This is a genomic window from Gelidibacter sediminis, assembly GCF_004364975.1.
In the GTDB taxonomy this organism is placed as follows: Bacteria; Bacteroidota; Bacteroidia; order Flavobacteriales; family Flavobacteriaceae; genus Gelidibacter; species Gelidibacter sediminis.
This window is the reverse complement of record NZ_SOBW01000007.1, coordinates 108,332-123,465: the sequence shown is the minus strand read 5'-3', so window position 1 is coordinate 123,465 and position 15,134 is coordinate 108,332. Positions and strand designations below refer to the sequence as shown.

The 15,134-nt window shown below is 35.3% G+C and carries 16 protein-coding genes; 3 read left to right on the top strand and 13 right to left on the bottom strand.

Translation table 11 applies throughout. The features are described from left to right. Nucleotides 1-93 precede the first annotated feature (93 nt). The 4 genes from BXY82_RS00595 to BXY82_RS00580 all read right to left on the bottom strand — a co-directional run bounded on the left by BXY82_RS00595 (nucleotide 94) and on the right by BXY82_RS00580 (nucleotide 4,650). Nucleotides 94-786, bottom strand: a complete 693-nt coding sequence (locus BXY82_RS00595; protein ID WP_133756248.1) for a DUF4369 domain-containing protein — start codon at nucleotides 784-786, stop codon at nucleotides 94-96. Between the two features lie 51 nt (nucleotides 787-837). After that, on the bottom strand, nucleotides 838-2,052 hold the full coding sequence (locus tag BXY82_RS00590) for a DUF819 family protein (protein ID WP_243835709.1): 1,215 nt from the start codon (nucleotides 2,050-2,052) through the stop codon (nucleotides 838-840). A gap of 713 nt (nucleotides 2,053-2,765) precedes the next feature. Continuing rightward, on the bottom strand, nucleotides 2,766-3,686 hold the full coding sequence (locus BXY82_RS00585; RefSeq protein WP_133756246.1) for an alpha/beta hydrolase: 921 nt from the start codon (nucleotides 3,684-3,686) through the stop codon (nucleotides 2,766-2,768). Nucleotides 3,687-4,053: 367 nt separating this feature from the next. After that, the gene (locus BXY82_RS00580; RefSeq protein ID WP_133756245.1) at nucleotides 4,054-4,650 is read right to left on the bottom strand and encodes an alpha-ketoglutarate-dependent dioxygenase AlkB family protein; all 597 of its coding nucleotides are present in this window, start codon (nucleotides 4,648-4,650) and stop codon (nucleotides 4,054-4,056) included. A gap of 33 nt (nucleotides 4,651-4,683) precedes the next feature. On the opposite strand from BXY82_RS00580, the gene BXY82_RS00575 reads away from it, so the two are divergent. Then, the gene (locus BXY82_RS00575; protein WP_133757380.1) at nucleotides 4,684-5,364 is read left to right on the top strand and encodes a M15 family metallopeptidase; all 681 of its coding nucleotides are present in this window, start codon (nucleotides 4,684-4,686) and stop codon (nucleotides 5,362-5,364) included. Between the two features lie 9 nt (nucleotides 5,365-5,373). On the opposite strand, the gene BXY82_RS00570 is transcribed toward BXY82_RS00575, so the two are convergent. The 4 genes from BXY82_RS00570 to BXY82_RS00555 form a co-directional block, all read right to left on the bottom strand. Beyond that, nucleotides 5,374-7,257 carry a M1 family metallopeptidase gene (locus tag BXY82_RS00570; RefSeq protein ID WP_133756244.1) on the bottom strand — a complete coding sequence of 628 codons (1,884 nt, stop codon included), beginning with the start codon at nucleotides 7,255-7,257 and terminating at the stop codon, nucleotides 5,374-5,376. A gap of 49 nt (nucleotides 7,258-7,306) precedes the next feature. Then, the gene (locus tag BXY82_RS00565) at nucleotides 7,307-7,666 is read right to left on the bottom strand and encodes a DoxX family protein (RefSeq protein ID WP_133756243.1); all 360 of its coding nucleotides are present in this window, start codon (nucleotides 7,664-7,666) and stop codon (nucleotides 7,307-7,309) included. 6 nt (nucleotides 7,667-7,672) lie between these two features. After that, nucleotides 7,673-8,671 (bottom strand): peptidase associated/transthyretin-like domain-containing protein, encoded by a 999-nt coding sequence (locus tag BXY82_RS00560; protein ID WP_243835644.1) that lies wholly within the window; start codon nucleotides 8,669-8,671, stop codon nucleotides 7,673-7,675. A gap of 180 nt (nucleotides 8,672-8,851) precedes the next feature. Continuing rightward, nucleotides 8,852-9,196 carry a DUF6249 domain-containing protein gene (locus BXY82_RS00555; protein WP_133756242.1) on the bottom strand — a complete coding sequence of 115 codons (345 nt, stop codon included), beginning with the start codon at nucleotides 9,194-9,196 and terminating at the stop codon, nucleotides 8,852-8,854. 141 nt (nucleotides 9,197-9,337) lie between these two features. On the opposite strand from BXY82_RS00555, the gene BXY82_RS00550 reads away from it, so the two are divergent. Beyond that, entirely contained in the window at nucleotides 9,338-9,928 is a 591-nt protein-coding gene (locus BXY82_RS00550; protein WP_133756241.1) for an RNA polymerase sigma factor, read from the top strand. Further along, nucleotides 9,909-10,322 carry a hypothetical protein gene (locus BXY82_RS00545; protein ID WP_133756240.1) on the top strand — a complete coding sequence of 138 codons (414 nt, stop codon included), beginning with the start codon at nucleotides 9,909-9,911 and terminating at the stop codon, nucleotides 10,320-10,322. Before BXY82_RS00550 ends, BXY82_RS00545 begins: the two co-directional genes overlap by 20 nt. Here BXY82_RS00545 and BXY82_RS00540 read toward each other — a convergent pair. The 5 genes from BXY82_RS00540 to BXY82_RS00520 all read right to left on the bottom strand — a co-directional run bounded on the left by BXY82_RS00540 (nucleotide 10,319) and on the right by BXY82_RS00520 (nucleotide 14,962). Beyond that, a complete protein-coding gene (locus BXY82_RS00540) occupies nucleotides 10,319-10,645 on the bottom strand; it encodes a DMT family transporter (protein ID WP_133756239.1) in 327 nt (108 codons plus the stop codon). The genes BXY82_RS00545 and BXY82_RS00540 overlap by 4 nt on opposite strands. A gap of 45 nt (nucleotides 10,646-10,690) precedes the next feature. After that, on the bottom strand, nucleotides 10,691-11,932 hold the full coding sequence (locus BXY82_RS00535; protein WP_133756238.1) for a DEAD/DEAH box helicase: 1,242 nt from the start codon (nucleotides 11,930-11,932) through the stop codon (nucleotides 10,691-10,693). Between the two features lie 62 nt (nucleotides 11,933-11,994). Continuing rightward, nucleotides 11,995-12,147, bottom strand: a complete 153-nt coding sequence (locus tag BXY82_RS00530; RefSeq protein ID WP_133756237.1) for an SsrA-binding protein — start codon at nucleotides 12,145-12,147, stop codon at nucleotides 11,995-11,997. Nucleotides 12,148-12,851: 704 nt separating this feature from the next. Then, complete coding sequence (locus BXY82_RS00525) at nucleotides 12,852-14,591, bottom strand: M56 family metallopeptidase (RefSeq protein ID WP_133756236.1); 1,740 nt, start codon at nucleotides 14,589-14,591, stop codon at nucleotides 12,852-12,854. Between the two features lie 2 nt (nucleotides 14,592-14,593). Next, entirely contained in the window at nucleotides 14,594-14,962 is a 369-nt protein-coding gene (locus BXY82_RS00520; RefSeq protein ID WP_133756235.1) for a BlaI/MecI/CopY family transcriptional regulator, read from the bottom strand. Nucleotides 14,963-15,134 lie beyond the last annotated feature (172 nt).

Sequence of the window (15,134 nt, the reverse complement as noted above, 5' to 3'; positions counted from 1 at the left end):
TCTTTACACAATAACGGATATCCTTGTTAAGTATTTCAATCGAGTTGCTGTTTCTGTAGTGAGCCCGATTAAGGTTTTTATACCCTATGGTAATTACTGTTTCTTTCGTTCCGCAATCAATTTTTGTAATGCTTTACCGTATTTAGATGATTTTATTTCTGGTGTTAAAGCATTATTTATGGTATCTAGATATTTTACACTCGCATCTGAAATTTCTGAAACTGCTAAGTATGGTGCAATTTCACTGTCCTTATTATTCATAGCATAATTGATGGTAAACAAGTATTTTCTCAGAAGTAAGTTATTGTATTCTTTATAACTTGAATCCATCAATAAAGAATCCTGACTTCTTCGGGCTTCCAAATTATTTTTTATAAGTTCGAGGTTTTTGTCCTTAAATCTATCCATCATCTTATTATATTCCTCTAATTTTTCTTGTTGTTTAGAACCTTTAATCTTTGCATCAAGATAGAAATTTTTTAAGGTGGTATTGATTTCGGTAGTTCCAAAATCAGCAAAAAATGGAATAATACCTGATTCCTTTCCATTTTTATCTAAGGCTAAGTAGAGTACTTCGGGGCCTTCTAAATTGGTGTGAAGTTCAAATTCCGGTTCACCGTTTATTTTTAAGGAATCAATTGTAACTAGCACAGTATCATCAATTCTTTGAAGATAAACGGTGCCTTTTTTTAAATTTTTTATAGATCCTTTAAGGGTGAAATTGGAATTGTCTTTAGCACAAGATGCTACAAAAAGTAAACTGAGTATAAATACGAATCTTTTCATTTAAATTTTAAAATTTTGGTGGGCAAATATCTTATAAAATTCCTTTATATACTAACCTACGGCAACTATTCTCATCAACTCAGCGCATAAAAGGGCGCCATAGGTTCCTACTACATAACCAAACACGGCTAAGAGCGCACCAACCGTTGCCAACGATGGGTGGAAGGCTGCAGCAACCACAGGTGCAGAGGCTGCCCCACCAACATTTGCCTGACTTCCAACAGCCAAGAAAAAGTAAGGCGCTTTAATCAATTTGGCAATAACAATAAGAAGTACGGCGTGAATGGTCATCCACACTAATCCAATTAAAATCAAGCCTGGATTTTCAAATATTTTTCCTAAGTCCATTTTCATTCCAATAGTTGCCACCAAAATATAAATGAAAATGCTTCCAATTTTACTGGCGCCTGCGCCTTCATAATTTTTTGCCGGTGTAAATGACAATAAGATTCCAATAAAAGTGGCAATAGATATCAACCAGAAGAATTGACTTCCAAAAGAGGATAAAGCGCTTCTCGGATTGCTTACTGCTTCAAAATTATTGGATAGGTAGGTAGAAATATGGTCAGCTCCAAAATGGGCAATGCCTACAGCGACAAATGCAAACATCAATATGATTAGTAAATCTGTTAAGGATGGGATGCGGGTGATTTTTTCGCTAAAATTTTGAACTTTCTTTTGTAGTTCATTAATGGCAGTATTGTCTGCTTTTAACCAATTGTCAATTTTTTCACGTTTTCCAATGCCTAGTAAAAGTACAGCCATCCATATGTTAGCCACAACAATATCTACCAAAACCATGCCCCCGTACAGTTCTTGATTAAATCCGTAAATCTCGAGCATAGCGGCTTGGTTGGCACCACCGCCAATCCAACTACCTGCCAAAGTTGCCAATCCACGCCATACAGCGTCAAAACCTGCACCTCCAACCGTTTCTGGAGAAAAGGTAGAGATGATCAATATTGCAATTGGCCCACCAATGATAATGCCGATAGTTCCCGTAAAGAACATGACCAAGGCTTTCCAGCCCAAATTAAAAACGGCTTTTAAATCAATACTGATTGTAAGGAGGACTAAGGATGCTGGTAATAGATATCTACTCGCAATATAATACGTTTCCGAAACATCAGCCGAGATTAATCCTAATGAGTTGAATACTGCCGGAATCATGTAGCACATTAGAAGTCCTGGAATGTATTTATAGAATTTTGGCCAAAATCCTTGCTTTTTAGATTCTGTGTAAAAGACAAATCCAAGTGCCAACATCAACAGGCCAAAAACAATAGCATCATTTTTAAACAACACAAATTGATTCACTGTAGATGGTTTAATCTTGCTGGACAGTGTGAGTGGCGCATCATTATTATAAAATGTACTCTCATTTATAACAATTAGATTTTCTTCGGAAAATCGGCTATTAGTGTTCAGTTTTAAATCTAGTAATTTCTCTTTTTTGGTAATTGAAATAGGTCCTTCACTTTGATAATCAATTGTATAGATGGAGCCTGCAGAGGAAAACTTTAAGGTGCCTCTAGAAAATTTTTCATTGAGAACAATTTGATTGATGACCAATGATGGATTTGTAGTAGATAGTTTGATTTGGAACCTGTCGAATGTAGTAGAATCTATAGCGACGGGAACATTAAAGTTTTCTGAGTAATTCTCGCTAGCCTTATCAATTATTAAGGATTGAGCCTTAATGGTTGCTGAAGATAGGCATAGTAGACAAAAAACTAGTAGCAATTTAAAATATGAACGCATGTATTGTGGATTTGAGTCGCAAAATAAGGATAATTATTCTGATGACAAATTTAAATATGGCACGGAATTTGAAAAGCTATTAGTGTAATTAATTATGCTCTATATTACAAAAAAGGAGTAGTTAACCTTTAGAGAAGTTAATATTACATTTTGGTTGGTTAGTTAGTAAAAAAGCACCTTGAAAGAGGTGCTTTTTTTATCACTAATACAGATGGGGTTTATGTATTGATAAATTCTACAATAGAATTTACGAGCGCTTCCGAAATCTTTCCATTAGAATCATTATACGATTTTGCGTTTTCTTGATCATCGCCCTGTATAATAAAGAGCACATGGTTCATATTGTCAATAAGCTTGAGTTTGGACTGACTAGAGGCGTTGTGTAACAACTCCGCTTCGGCTGAGCTTACTTGTAAGTCTTTCGTACCATTAATTAGTAGAATTGGAATTTCTAAAGATTTGATAACTTCGGCTGGATCATACTTCATCCAACTCATCATAAATTCCTGAACACTACTGTCAAAAATTGATGCGAGGGCAGGAGGGTAATCGGTAGTTTTTTTTCCACTTTTTAATATATCAAAAGCGCGCTTGGTGTCTTCAGTAAACATCGGTGCTGTTTTCTCAACCTGCTCTATTATTACAGCGTCTATAGATTGGCCCGCACCCGCTAGAGAAATGATACCATCTACACCCTCCTGTGCCGCCAACATACCTATTAAACTGCCTTGACTATGCCCGATAATATAGAGGTGTTTAAATTCTTGTTTGGATTTGAAAAAATTGACCACCGCTATGGCATCTGAAATGAAATCGTCAAACTTTATATTTGGATCGACAGATTTCATTTTTATCTGTTTCACAATACGCTTGTCATACCTAAACGTGGCAATACCACTTAGAGCCAACTCTTGAGCAAGTTTTTTAAGATTATTAGTTTTTAAGAAATTCTGATTCCCGTCTCTATCTGTTGGGCCGGAACCACCAATGATGATGGCTAATTTGTCAGCACCAGAATTTGGAACCATGAGACTACCATCAATCCATTTTGAAATAGCCAATTCCTTTTCTGAATAATCTGTTGCTTGACCATAGGAAAGAATGGTGGTTAGGCTTAAAAAAAGATATATTGTTTTCATACCATTTATTTTATAGTAACGAAGATACGTCACCACAATTAATTTATATGATGAAACGGTTAAATATCAAAAATATGATGTGGAATTATAACTTTATTTCAGACATCAAGAATGTATTTTGTCGTTAAAATGTCGCTTTTCATCATCAAATGTTAAAATTATATGTATTTCATCGATTTATTATGTATTTGAACAGATGGATTCAATAATAGTTCTATCTTTGAAGTGTACCGAAATTTAGGTTTTTGTACAATGGATTAATTAATTAATATTTGCATATGTTGTTGACTTAGCAACCCTAAATCTACACATCATAAAAAACGCAAATTAGAAGAACCGAGGTTGAGGGACCTCGGTTCTTTCTTTTTTATATGGTTCTAAAGGTAAGATTAATACGTTCACCCACCTTCTTTTTGGTCTTCGGAACTTGGTGCAACCAAAAATGTTGCATTTCACCTTTCATAATTAATAAACTTCCAGATTCTAGTAGGAGTTTATATCTTTCTGTCTTTAGAGTGCGATGTTTAAAATGAAAACTTCTTGTGGCTCCAAAACTTAGAGAGGCTATCACTGGGTTTTTTCCTAATTCTTTCTCATTATCAGCATGCCATCCATTACTGTCAGCACCATGCCTGTATAAATTTAGTAAAACCGTTGTAAATGTGTGGCTGCAATAGCGTTCAACCTCTGTTTTAATTTGCATCAGTGGTTCTGACATTAGTGTTGGTGTCATGATAATGTTTGAATAAGCATACGGTTTCGAGTTGGTAGCAAATAAGGCGGTTAACCGGGGTTGAATATGAGTTTTTCCAAAAATTTTTATAACATCTTGCTGCCAGGGAGTTGAATCTTTGAGAATTTGAAAGATATGTTCTGCCTTCTCTTTAGTATAGAAATTAGGAATGTAAAGAACTTCTGCATTTGGTAGTATGAGATGCGTTTTTTCAGCAGAAAATAAGTTCATAGTTTAATTTTTATCTAAATTAGCATAACTATGATGAAAAACAAAGGATTGATTTTAGTGTTCGTGGTCTTGGGCTTTGCCTTTACAAAATTGCCAATTACCCCCCTTCCTGAGGGTTTTGTTTATGTTGAAGATTACATACCTGATCTGGATGTAGAATTGCGCTACTTCACTGAACATAATTTTGTAGGCCATAAGATTGATGGCTATCATGCCAACAAATTAATTTTGACGAAAGAGGCTGCTATAGCATTGCAAAAAGTACAAGAGGCGCTTAGATCCCAAAATCTTTGTTTGAAGGTATATGATGGTTATCGGCCACAACAGGCCGTGAATCATTTTGTGGCATGGGCCAAGAATTTGGAGGATACAATCACTAAACGGGAGTTTTACCCTGAAGTTCCAAAACAACATTTGTTTAGTGAAGGTTATATTGCTTCCAAATCAGGGCATAGTAGAGGGAGTACTATAGATTTGACCATTACTGATGGCGATACGGGAGAGCCATTAGATATGGGTGGTGACTATGATTTTTTTGGAGAACAATCATGGTTATCTTATGCACACATTTCAAAGGTCCAACAACAAAATAGGCATCTTCTCCAAACAGTTATGCAAGCTCATAACTTCAGGAATTATCCAAAAGAGTGGTGGCATTTTACCTTAAGATGGGAACCTTTTCCGGACACCTATTTTGATTTTCCAGTGGAATAGTCTAAAAGATTACTTCAGCAACTCTTCCTCTTCAGGTTCTGGCTCATAGCCTAATAAGTCATCTATAGTAGTTGCAGTAACAGAATGGTAATTTGGTCGAGATTTCTCGTAAATTTTCAAAGCATCTTCCAACCTATTATTTCTTTTAAAAGCTTTAAAAATTGTTTCCACATACCAACGGCGGCCCACAGAAGTTAAAAAAGCTTCAATCTTTTGATCTACATTATTTCCGTGGTAATCATGATTTAAGGCTTGCTCATACCACACCATCTGGATATAGGAGTTGCTAGAGTTGGTAAAATTAAAGGCGGAGTCTAGATGTTTCATCTGATCAACCGTCATCGTTTTTGGGAAATTTCTGATGAAATAGACCCATTCTTGTGAGGTCCATTCTGTGGTAATTGATGTATCAATTTTGCCAGTGGTTAAAAATTCTTCTAGAGTCCGTTTGACATTTGTAAACTTGTCAGAATTAATAACCGCCTGATTTTCAGGCACCCCAGGTTGATTGATCCATTCGTCCATGTTAAAAGTGATTTGATGTTTCTCTAGCAAGTTGGTATTGAGATAAGTTCCAAACTTTTCTGTAGTCATGGTAGAAAACGCATGTTCCTTAAAATACTGTTTCAAAAAGGCATCAAATTTGTCGCGGCCAACAGTTTCTTCCAAAGTTCTTAGCAATAGATAACCTTTATCATATGCAATACTGTTCATGCCATCATCAGGGTTTTTACCTTTCAAATCCAATTTTAACTTAGTGGCATTTGGGGTATCCTTTAGACTTTCCAATTCTTCATCTAAATCTTGACGGCTTATTAATGCCAGCATATCGGCACGTTCTTTACCATATAGAGCCTCCATAATGCGCATTTCAAAGTACACTGTAAACCCTTCATTAAGCCAAAAATCATTCCATGTTGCATTGGTCACCAAATTCCCTGACCATGAATGCGCTAATTCATGCGCTATCAATGAAGTTAAACTTTTATCGCCAGCAATTACAGTAGGGGTTGCAAAAGTCAATCGCGGATTTTCCATACCTCCAAAAGGGAAGCTTGGTGGTAATACAATCACATCAAACTGATCCCAGGCGTATTTGCCATAAAGCGCTTCTGCCGCAGCTACCATTTTATCCATATCTGAAAATTCATCGTGCACCTTAGTCAGCATTGTTTTTTCTGCATAAACTCCCGTACGTTCACTAATGGCCTTATATTCAAAACTTCCTACGGCTAGAGCAATGAGATATGCCGGAATAGGTTGTTTCATTTTAAAATGATAAAGTCCATCTTGAGATTTTTCCTTCGGATTCTCAGCGCTCATCACGGCCATCAATCCTTTAGGGACTTTAACATTGGCTTCATACGTTAATCGGATTTGTGGACTGTCTTGAATAGGAATCCATGTTCTGGTTAAAATTGCTTGACCTTGAGTAAAGAGAAAGGGATGGGTTTTGTCAGCGGTTTGCTGTGCTTTTAACCATTGTAATGCTTCGGTGTCTTTTGTAGTTTTATAAACAATTTCAATTTGTTTTGTGTTTTTGCCAATCGTAACCGTTAAAGCTTGTCCTAATTGTTTGTCCTTGGCTCCCAATGAAAATTCAGTTTCTTTGCCATCGGCAGTAACAGATTCAATGTCTAAATGCTTTGAATCTAAAACAATTTGGGTGCTGTTATTGTTTTTGATATCATAAGTGGCTGTTCCACTGATAATTTCAGTCTCAAAATTGACTGAGATATCCAGTTTTAGATGCGTAATAAATGCATTATTTGGCTTAGCATAAGAGTGTGATTCTTCTACATAGGTATACACTTCTGGTTCCACTACTTTTGGTTGCCCACAACTTGTCATAATCAGTAAAATAAAGTACAGTAAAGCGTTTGATGGTTTCATATTAGTTTAAACAATTAAGATTTCGAAGATACTATATTAATGGTAGAAATTAAAGAGCTAAATAATAGTACGCCCAATACATCAGACCAAATTGCAAAGGAATTCTTAGAATCAGAACCCACTGTGGAATGCCAGCGCCTGCTTTTTTGCTGGATAGCATATAAAAGTGTACCAATAAAAACACCATGAGCATGGCAATGATACCCGAAATAGCACTGTTTTTTGTCTCAGGGAAGCACAAACCTATGCCCAACATAATTTCTGCCAAACCGCTTAATAAGACTAAGAGTTTAGGATTAGGTAAATATCTTGGCATAATTCTGAGATACATTTTAGGCTTAATAAAGTGCATCATCCCAGCTAAAATATAAATTGCGGCCATAAGATAGAGGTGCCAAGGGTAAATCATATAGAGTTAGTCTTTATAAACGTTAAAAGTTATGCCCATGCCATAGTTGTTAAGGCCTGCTTGCAATAAGGTGGATTGAAATCCACTATTTGTCTCAAATCTGGTCCAATTATTTCCGTTCACAAACACCCGTTTAATATAGGTATTATTTTGAGGAATTTTATCGGTAAATGGGAGTAACGGTCGAAAATTAGTTGGAATTTTTACTATGCTGCCATCTCTCGATTTGATTTCTTTATACTTCTTATTTGATAACAATTTACCGTTGCTGTCTGTATAACCTAAAACTTGAAGGGATACAAAGATGCCTGATTGTGGTATAAATATATCTTCTTCTGACACATCAAAAATTATGGCATCACCACCTTTTTCAGTTGCTCTAACCACTAGTGTCTTGTATGTGAGTTCTTTGCCTGGATAGCCGTTCTCGTTATTGTAAAATTTCATCTTAAATAAAGTTGAAAATGATTTTTTGTCAGCATTGGAACGTTTTCTTTTCTCCCAGTCCTTTGACTCTAGAGTCACTGGAAAGTGTACTTTGGTGATTTTTTTTAACGCTTCGTCAGGATTGTTGAAATACACAGCAATTTCAGATTCTATAGTGGGCAACCAACAATGGTAGTAATCGTCATCTAAATATGGTTTAATGTCTTCCACTTTATATTTGCGATCTAATTTTGCAGTGATTAATACTTCGTCCAATGCATTAGTTTCAGTTTGCATCTGAATAATTTTAGGCAAATTTGTGGTCGCTATTTTCAATTCTTTATAGCCTAAGGCAGAGATGTACAGAGTATCAATGTCTGGATAGAGTTTTTTTGAAAAGACAAATTCGCCTTCATCATTGGCAAATAGTCCGTTGCCATTGTTGAAGGAAACTGTAGCATAAGAGACAGGATACTGAGATTGTGCATCTGTAATTTTTATTTGTGAAAAACTGAAAGAAACACACAATAGGGTGAGTAAAATGAACGTCCGTTTTAAAACTGTTTGAAATATGGTCATTGATCCTTTTGTATCTAATTTTTATATTGGTACAGGTTAGCAGGTGGCAATACAGGAGTGTAAACTTTTGTATGCTGAATTATAAATTAACGCTTAAGACTTTAAAGATACATTTATTAATAAAAAAAACGGCCAACAAAATGTTAACCGTTTGATGAAGACAATTTTTAAAATAAGGAATTATTCCTTTTCGAGGTTTTTTGTCATATTGAAACCTATTAATAATCCAAGCCCTGCCATAAGAAAAATGGTAGCGGGATAAATGGCACCATTAAATGTCGTATAATTTTCAATAATCAAGGCGATAAAAATTCCCAATCCTATACCCATAAGGAGTAATGCCAAATTTAAAATGAGAACTTTCCATATAGGGGCGGTTGTTTGCTTTCCTCTCATAAAAATACTGGCATCAGCGCCCTTTTCTATCAGTGCCAAACGCTCTTTGTTTCGTGTTGAAAAATAAAGATAAAAGATGCCAAAAAAGGCTGCAATGAAAAGTGGCACAATAATAAATTCTGATCTCATAGCTGTTCGTTTTTAATTGATTAATTTTAGTTCGTTCATTACTTATGACGACCTGTTTTGGATTTAGGTTACATTAAATTCATTATATTTATTTTTAACTTCCTTGTAACCTCTTCTCAATTTTAATCGTCTTACCTTAAAATGACCACCAAGGACGACCACATCTATATTGACCAAATTCTGAATGGTGATGCCAATGCATTTGCCATTTTGGTAGATAGGTATAAAAATCTGGTGTTTACATTGGCGTTAAAAATGCTTAAAAATAGGGAGGAGGCTGAAGAAGCTTCGCAAGATACCTTTATAAAGGTTTTTAAATCGCTACATAGCTTTAAGGGGGAGTCAAAGTTTTCAACATATATTTATAGAGTAGCTTACAACACCTGTCTTGACAGCATCAAAAAGACCAAGAAACATCAGAACGATATGCCGATTGATAAATTTACAGAGCATCAAGTCCAGACTATAGATAATGCCTTAAATACTTTGACCGAGATGGAATACCAAAAATCAATTAAAGATTGCATTGCCTTGTTGCCAGAGATGGACGGCTTTCTTTTGACCTTATATTACTTTGAGGACTTATCTTTAATTGAAATAGCAACTGTGGTCAATTTGGACCCAAACACTGTAAAAGTGAAACTACATAGAAGTCGAAAAAAATTATTGACTATTTTTAAAGTACGATTGGAACCAGAAATGATTGCTTATTATGAAGGACAACGCAGATAGATTATTGGAGAGTGTTGTAGAAAAGGTGATGAAATCATCACACATTGAATCTCCGTCCCCGGATTTTACGAAGATGGTCATGTCATATGTCAGCACTAAAAGTACCGCAACTGTATATCAACCATTAATTTCCAAAACAGGTTGGCTAATTGTTTTTGGCATTGCGACTGCTTTTGTAATTTATGTTTATTTGAGTACAGGAACTGATACCAGCGAATGGTTTGAAGCTATTGATTTTTATGTGATTGCAACCACTAACATCACCAATTTCTTTTCTAAACTGAAGTTGGAGCAGGTAACGTCTTACGCAATGCTTGTTTTTGGATTGATGCTCTGCGCACAAATACCTATATTAAAATACTTTATTGATAAAAGACAAAGGAAATTCTCTTAATTAGAAACAAATTTTAAACCTACAATTGAAAGAATAAGGGTTGCCAGAAAAAAAACACGCCAAAAGTCAGCCGATTCCTTAAAGATAAAAATGCCCACTAATACAGTTCCAACGGCCCCAATTCCCGTCCAAACCGCATAAGCCGTCCCAATTGGCAAAGTCTCGGTAGCCTTAATTAAAAGGAGCATGCTAATGGTCAGGCATACCACAAAACCAATATACCACCACGTTGCGGCAGTACCCGATGCATATTTTGCCTTACCCAAGCAGGCGGCAAAGCCCACTTCAAATAAACCCCCAAGAATTAATAGTATCCAATTCATGTTATTTTTAAATCTTTTTATGAGCAATGATAAATGGCATGTGTTTTAATACCATCGCTTTTTCTTGCTTTTAGAGCCTTGTCCTTTACGCCCTTTTTTGTGTTTACTACCCGTTTTTTTAGAGGTGTGAATTATAGGTTTCGCTTGTGGATCTAATGGGTAAGGGTGATCATCCTCTACCGGAATTTGAGTATTAATCAGCTGTTGAATACTTTTAACGTAGGTCTTTTCGTCAGCTGAACAAAACGAAAAAGAAGTACCAAAATGTCCCGCACGTCCTGTTCTCCCAATACGGTGCACATAGGTTTCCGGAATATTAGGCATATCAAAATTAACTACTGCATCCAGCTCATCAATATCTATTCCTCGTGCGGCAACATCTGTGGCAATTAAGATATTGGCTTGGCCGTGCTTAAATTTACCTAATGCTGCCTGTCGATCACTTTGAGACTTATCGCCGTGGAAACTTTCTACTTTATAGCCATTTTTAAGTAAGGTCTGTTCTAATTTATCTACGCCAAATTTTGTGCGCCTGAATATTAGGATATTCCCTTTAATGGTATTTCGTAACAGATGAAGGCAAAGTTCAATTTTATTCCGTTTTGGAACATAGTACAACACTTGACTCACATTTTTAGCGGCTGATGAGGTAGGCGTTACTTCAACACGCTCGGGCGATTTTAATATTGAAGTCGCCAATTGCTCCACTTTATAAGGCATAGTGGCCGAAAATAATAATGTCTGTTTGTTTTCAGGGCAGAGTCGCACAATTTTGGTAACATCATCAATAAACCCCATATCCAACATCAAATCTGCTTCATCTAATACCAAGGTTTCTACATAATCTAAGTTGATGATGTCCTGCTTGTGCAAATCGAGTAATCGTCCGGGTGTAGCAATCACAATATCTACACCTTTTTTTAAGAGATCAATTTGAGGTTCAATAGATGTACCCCCAAAAATTACCATGGTTTTCAAATTGGTATGGGCACTGTAGGTTTTGAAATTTTGAGATATTTGTATGGCCAATTCTCTGGTTGGACTGATAATTAAAGCGCGTATTTTTTTTCCTTTCTTTGATTCCATTTGTTTGTCAAAAAGGAGCTGTAAAATTGGCAAGGCAAAAGCAGCGGTCTTTCCTGTTCCGGTTTGTGCGGATGCAATGACATCTTTGCCAGCTAAAACTAAAGGAATTGTTTGTTCTTGAACTAAAGTTGGTGTGTCGTACCCAGATTCAGTTACTGCTTTTAAGATAGTTTTATTGAGTTGTAAATCCTTAAATGACATTATCGATTATTTTCTGCAAAGATAACAGAAAATAAAGTGGCAATTTGTAAGGGAAGTGCGTATTAATCTATAGCTTGTTTCGTTACAAAAACGCGCCATCCAATGATGGCCATTTCCAATGTGGACGCTTTTGAGAGGTCAAGACCCTTTTTTGAGTAGCTTGGGAGCAGTACTTTGTTGAGTTTTGCTAATATTTTGAAGAAGTTTTTTTTCATGGAAACCTAATATTGCGTTTATTACAAAGATAAAACTTTTAATGCTTAAATATTTAACAATACAGAGGTGTGGTTAAACTAAGTATAAACTCATTCTAGAACTGAGTTTTGCTTAGTGTTTTTTGTTTACTAAATCGAAAAAACAATATCGATTATAATTTTGACAATTGTGATCATGAGCGTAGTATTTAGATGGTTCATATATAAGGTTTAATTGCAATTGCCTTATGAAGATATAGGATTTACATTCTAATATCCAAATACTTAGGTTGTTATTAATAAATTTGACTTTATGTTTTATAGTAAAATTATCAATTACATTTCGAATTTTACAATAAACTCTTGATTAAAGTTATATATTGAAACAGAATTGTATATGTAAAGTTTTATACTGTAAGAATTGAAGGGGTCATTTTGTGGTGTTTTGTAATACATAGGCGAATTTCGTCCTGAAAATTGAAGTAATTGCGAATTTTATCTTTTATCGCGAGACAATCTATCTGAATCGGAATGTCGAGTTTAGTAATACATAGTCCAAGCGTCGACTCCATTTTATTGGGACAAAGCTATCTGTAGAAGGTAATGAATATCCAATGACGGATATGTCTAACAAATTCAGATGGTTTATATAAAAAAATGGAGCCGAAGACACTTGACAGCTAAGTGTTCTTCGCTCCATTTTGGATACGTAATTGTAATCTTTGTTAAGGTTTTGTAGTGATTATGATCACGCCATTTTTTCCCTTAGCTCCATATTTTTTGATCGCGGCATTATTTTTTAAAACTTCAACAGATTCAATGCTGTCAGGACTTATGGACTCCATAGCCGATTTATCGATTTCTTCGCCATCTAAAATATATAGAGGCTGCGCATGAGTGTCCAAATCTTCTTTAAGATGAATAATTATGACACCATTTTTTCCTTTTTCCCCATATTTTTTGGTATCACTCTCATCCTTCAAAACATTGATTGAGGCAATAGTGTTCGGGTCTATGGCGTTCATCTGCTGATCAGTGAGTTCCTTGTCATTTAAAAGGATTAGAGGTTTATTTTTTTGATAGTTATATTTAGAGGCCTCATTGTCATTATTTTTGATAATTATGTCTTTCCTCTGATTTGAGTTTCTGTTGTGAACTTTGTCTGTGGTATTAGAAATAAAAACGGAATCTTTACTCACTGAATTAGATTTAAATTTATTGACAAGGGTTAAGATTGGCTCATTCTTGGAATCAGTTTCAAAACCCGCTATTTGAGCGCTGTCATCGTTCTTAATTTCTATCGTTTGACTCAGGGCGGAAGTTTGATCTCCAATACTGATACTGTCGTTGGAAGGATTCATTGAAATCTCAATGGAAGTAATGGGCTTGGATGAATTTTTTAAATGCGTTACAAGTTTGCCCTTATATTTATACGCAATATGAATGCCTGTAATTTCATTTTTTGAATTGCGTTCTACACTCTCAAAAGTTATAGAGGCACCTTTATGGTTAAGTTTATCCTTTATCATATCCAATTGCTCTTTTTTGGTGTCTTTTGTTAAAATAAACTTTAGAATGTTTTGCTGATCGTTAGGAGTGGATACGTTGGTATCTGAAGTGGTCTGGGCGATGGTTTCGGTATTGAAGGTCGTGGCAAAAAGAGCCAAAATAGGGATGATTGTGCTGTATTTCCAAGTGTTCATAAGGCTTGATTTTGTTTTGTGTAACATAAGGATTCTTTTTTTTATGGTTGAATTATAAAATGGGTTTATACTGATATATTGTGCTGCTGGTATACTCGTTTTAAGCAATAGTTTTTGATAGCGCTCATCACAGCACGTACGTTTTTGGGTATGATGATCGGCAATAAACTCTAGATTTTGTTTGAGCGCTGTCTTGTACAACCATACAAAAGGATTACACCAAAACACAACGGTTGCCAGGTCCATGATAAGAACGTCTACGCTGTGGTTCTGAAATGCGTGCACTTTTTCATGTTCAAGAATGAGTTGGCGTTCTTGCGCATCAAATTGCGTCGGATTGTAAATGACCCATTTAAAAAATGAAAACGGCGCGGGGTTTTGTGTCGTTTCTAAAATGGTATAGCCATCACCTTTAGTTTTATGATGTTTTTTTATAAGGGAAATTATTGAAAAAAGTTGGACAATGAATCTCCCTAAAAAAAAGCTTAAACCTAACACATAGCCCCATAAAAGGAGTGTTGTCAGATCAAGAGTTTGAGAGCTTGGTGGGGTGGTTGTTGTGGTTGCCGCAAATACAGTAGTAGGTGTTGTAGAAACTTCAATATAAATAGGAATTACCATTAAAGGAAAAATCACAGCAGTAAGCAGCCCCAATAATAAAAACCATCTGTTGGCGTCATAAAACGTTTCGCGTTGCAGAAATATGATGTAACAACCATAGAAAATGGTCATTACGGCACTTGCTTTCAGAAAATATTCCATAATTATGAGGTTTTATTTTTTTTTTCAATGAGTGCAATAATTTCTTTTAGTTCATCAACACTTATTTTTTCTTCCTTTGCAAAAAATGACACTACGTTTTTATAAGAATTATTGAAGTAATTTTCGATAGCTGTACTCATAAAGCGCTTTTTATAAGCTTCTTTTGTAACTATCGGGTAATATTGGTGGGTTTTGCCATACGCATGATAGCTAACATATCCTTTGTCTTCTAAATTCCTAATGATGGTAGATAAGGTGTTATAATGAGGTTGGTCTTGTTTAATTTCCGATAGGACATCTTTTACGAAAGCTTTTTTGAGTTTCCATATAATGTGCATGATCTCTTCTTCTTTATTGGTGAGTTTTTGCATGGTCGTGTATATTTAAAATGACAGAATTTATTCTGAACGAAACAAATATAACTATTTTTCTAGTTAATCAACTATTTTAATAGTTATTTAACTGAATTTATAGTTTTTAAATTTTTAATAACCGTTAAATTGGCTTGTGATATGCAGTGCAACAACTTTAATATGGTGCCGT

Excerpts from the sequence above, each read along its gene's own strand:
- BXY82_RS00595 (WP_133756248.1), bottom strand. The coding sequence starts at position 786 with ATGAAAAGATTCGTATTTATACTCAGTTTACTTTTTGTAGCATCTTGT.
- BXY82_RS00590 (WP_243835709.1), bottom strand. The coding sequence starts at position 2,052 with ATGTTGGCACTTGGATTTGTCTTTTACACAGAATCTAAAAAGCAAGGA.
- BXY82_RS00585 (WP_133756246.1), bottom strand. The coding sequence starts at position 3,686 with ATGAAAACAATATATCTTTTTTTAAGCCTAACCACCATTCTTTCCTAT.
- BXY82_RS00580 (WP_133756245.1), bottom strand. The coding sequence starts at position 4,650 with ATGAACTTATTTTCTGCTGAAAAAACGCATCTCATACTACCAAATGCA.
- BXY82_RS00575 (WP_133757380.1), top strand. The coding sequence starts at position 4,684 with ATGAAAAACAAAGGATTGATTTTAGTGTTCGTGGTCTTGGGCTTTGCC.
- BXY82_RS00570 (WP_133756244.1), bottom strand. The coding sequence starts at position 7,257 with ATGAAACCATCAAACGCTTTACTGTACTTTATTTTACTGATTATGACA.
- BXY82_RS00565 (WP_133756243.1), bottom strand. The coding sequence starts at position 7,666 with ATGATTTACCCTTGGCACCTCTATCTTATGGCCGCAATTTATATTTTA.
- BXY82_RS00560 (WP_243835644.1), bottom strand. The coding sequence starts at position 8,671 with ATGACCATATTTCAAACAGTTTTAAAACGGACGTTCATTTTACTCACC.
- BXY82_RS00555 (WP_133756242.1), bottom strand. The coding sequence starts at position 9,196 with ATGAGATCAGAATTTATTATTGTGCCACTTTTCATTGCAGCCTTTTTT.
- BXY82_RS00550 (WP_133756241.1), top strand. The coding sequence starts at position 9,338 with ATGACCACCAAGGACGACCACATCTATATTGACCAAATTCTGAATGGT.
- BXY82_RS00545 (WP_133756240.1), top strand. The coding sequence starts at position 9,909 with ATGAAGGACAACGCAGATAGATTATTGGAGAGTGTTGTAGAAAAGGTG.
- BXY82_RS00540 (WP_133756239.1), bottom strand. The coding sequence starts at position 10,645 with ATGAATTGGATACTATTAATTCTTGGGGGTTTATTTGAAGTGGGCTTT.
- BXY82_RS00535 (WP_133756238.1), bottom strand. The coding sequence starts at position 11,932 with ATGTCATTTAAGGATTTACAACTCAATAAAACTATCTTAAAAGCAGTA.
- BXY82_RS00530 (WP_133756237.1), bottom strand. The coding sequence starts at position 12,147 with ATGAAAAAAAACTTCTTCAAAATATTAGCAAAACTCAACAAAGTACTG.
- BXY82_RS00525 (WP_133756236.1), bottom strand. The coding sequence starts at position 14,591 with ATGGAATATTTTCTGAAAGCAAGTGCCGTAATGACCATTTTCTATGGT.
- BXY82_RS00520 (WP_133756235.1), bottom strand. The coding sequence starts at position 14,962 with ATGCAAAAACTCACCAATAAAGAAGAAGAGATCATGCACATTATATGG.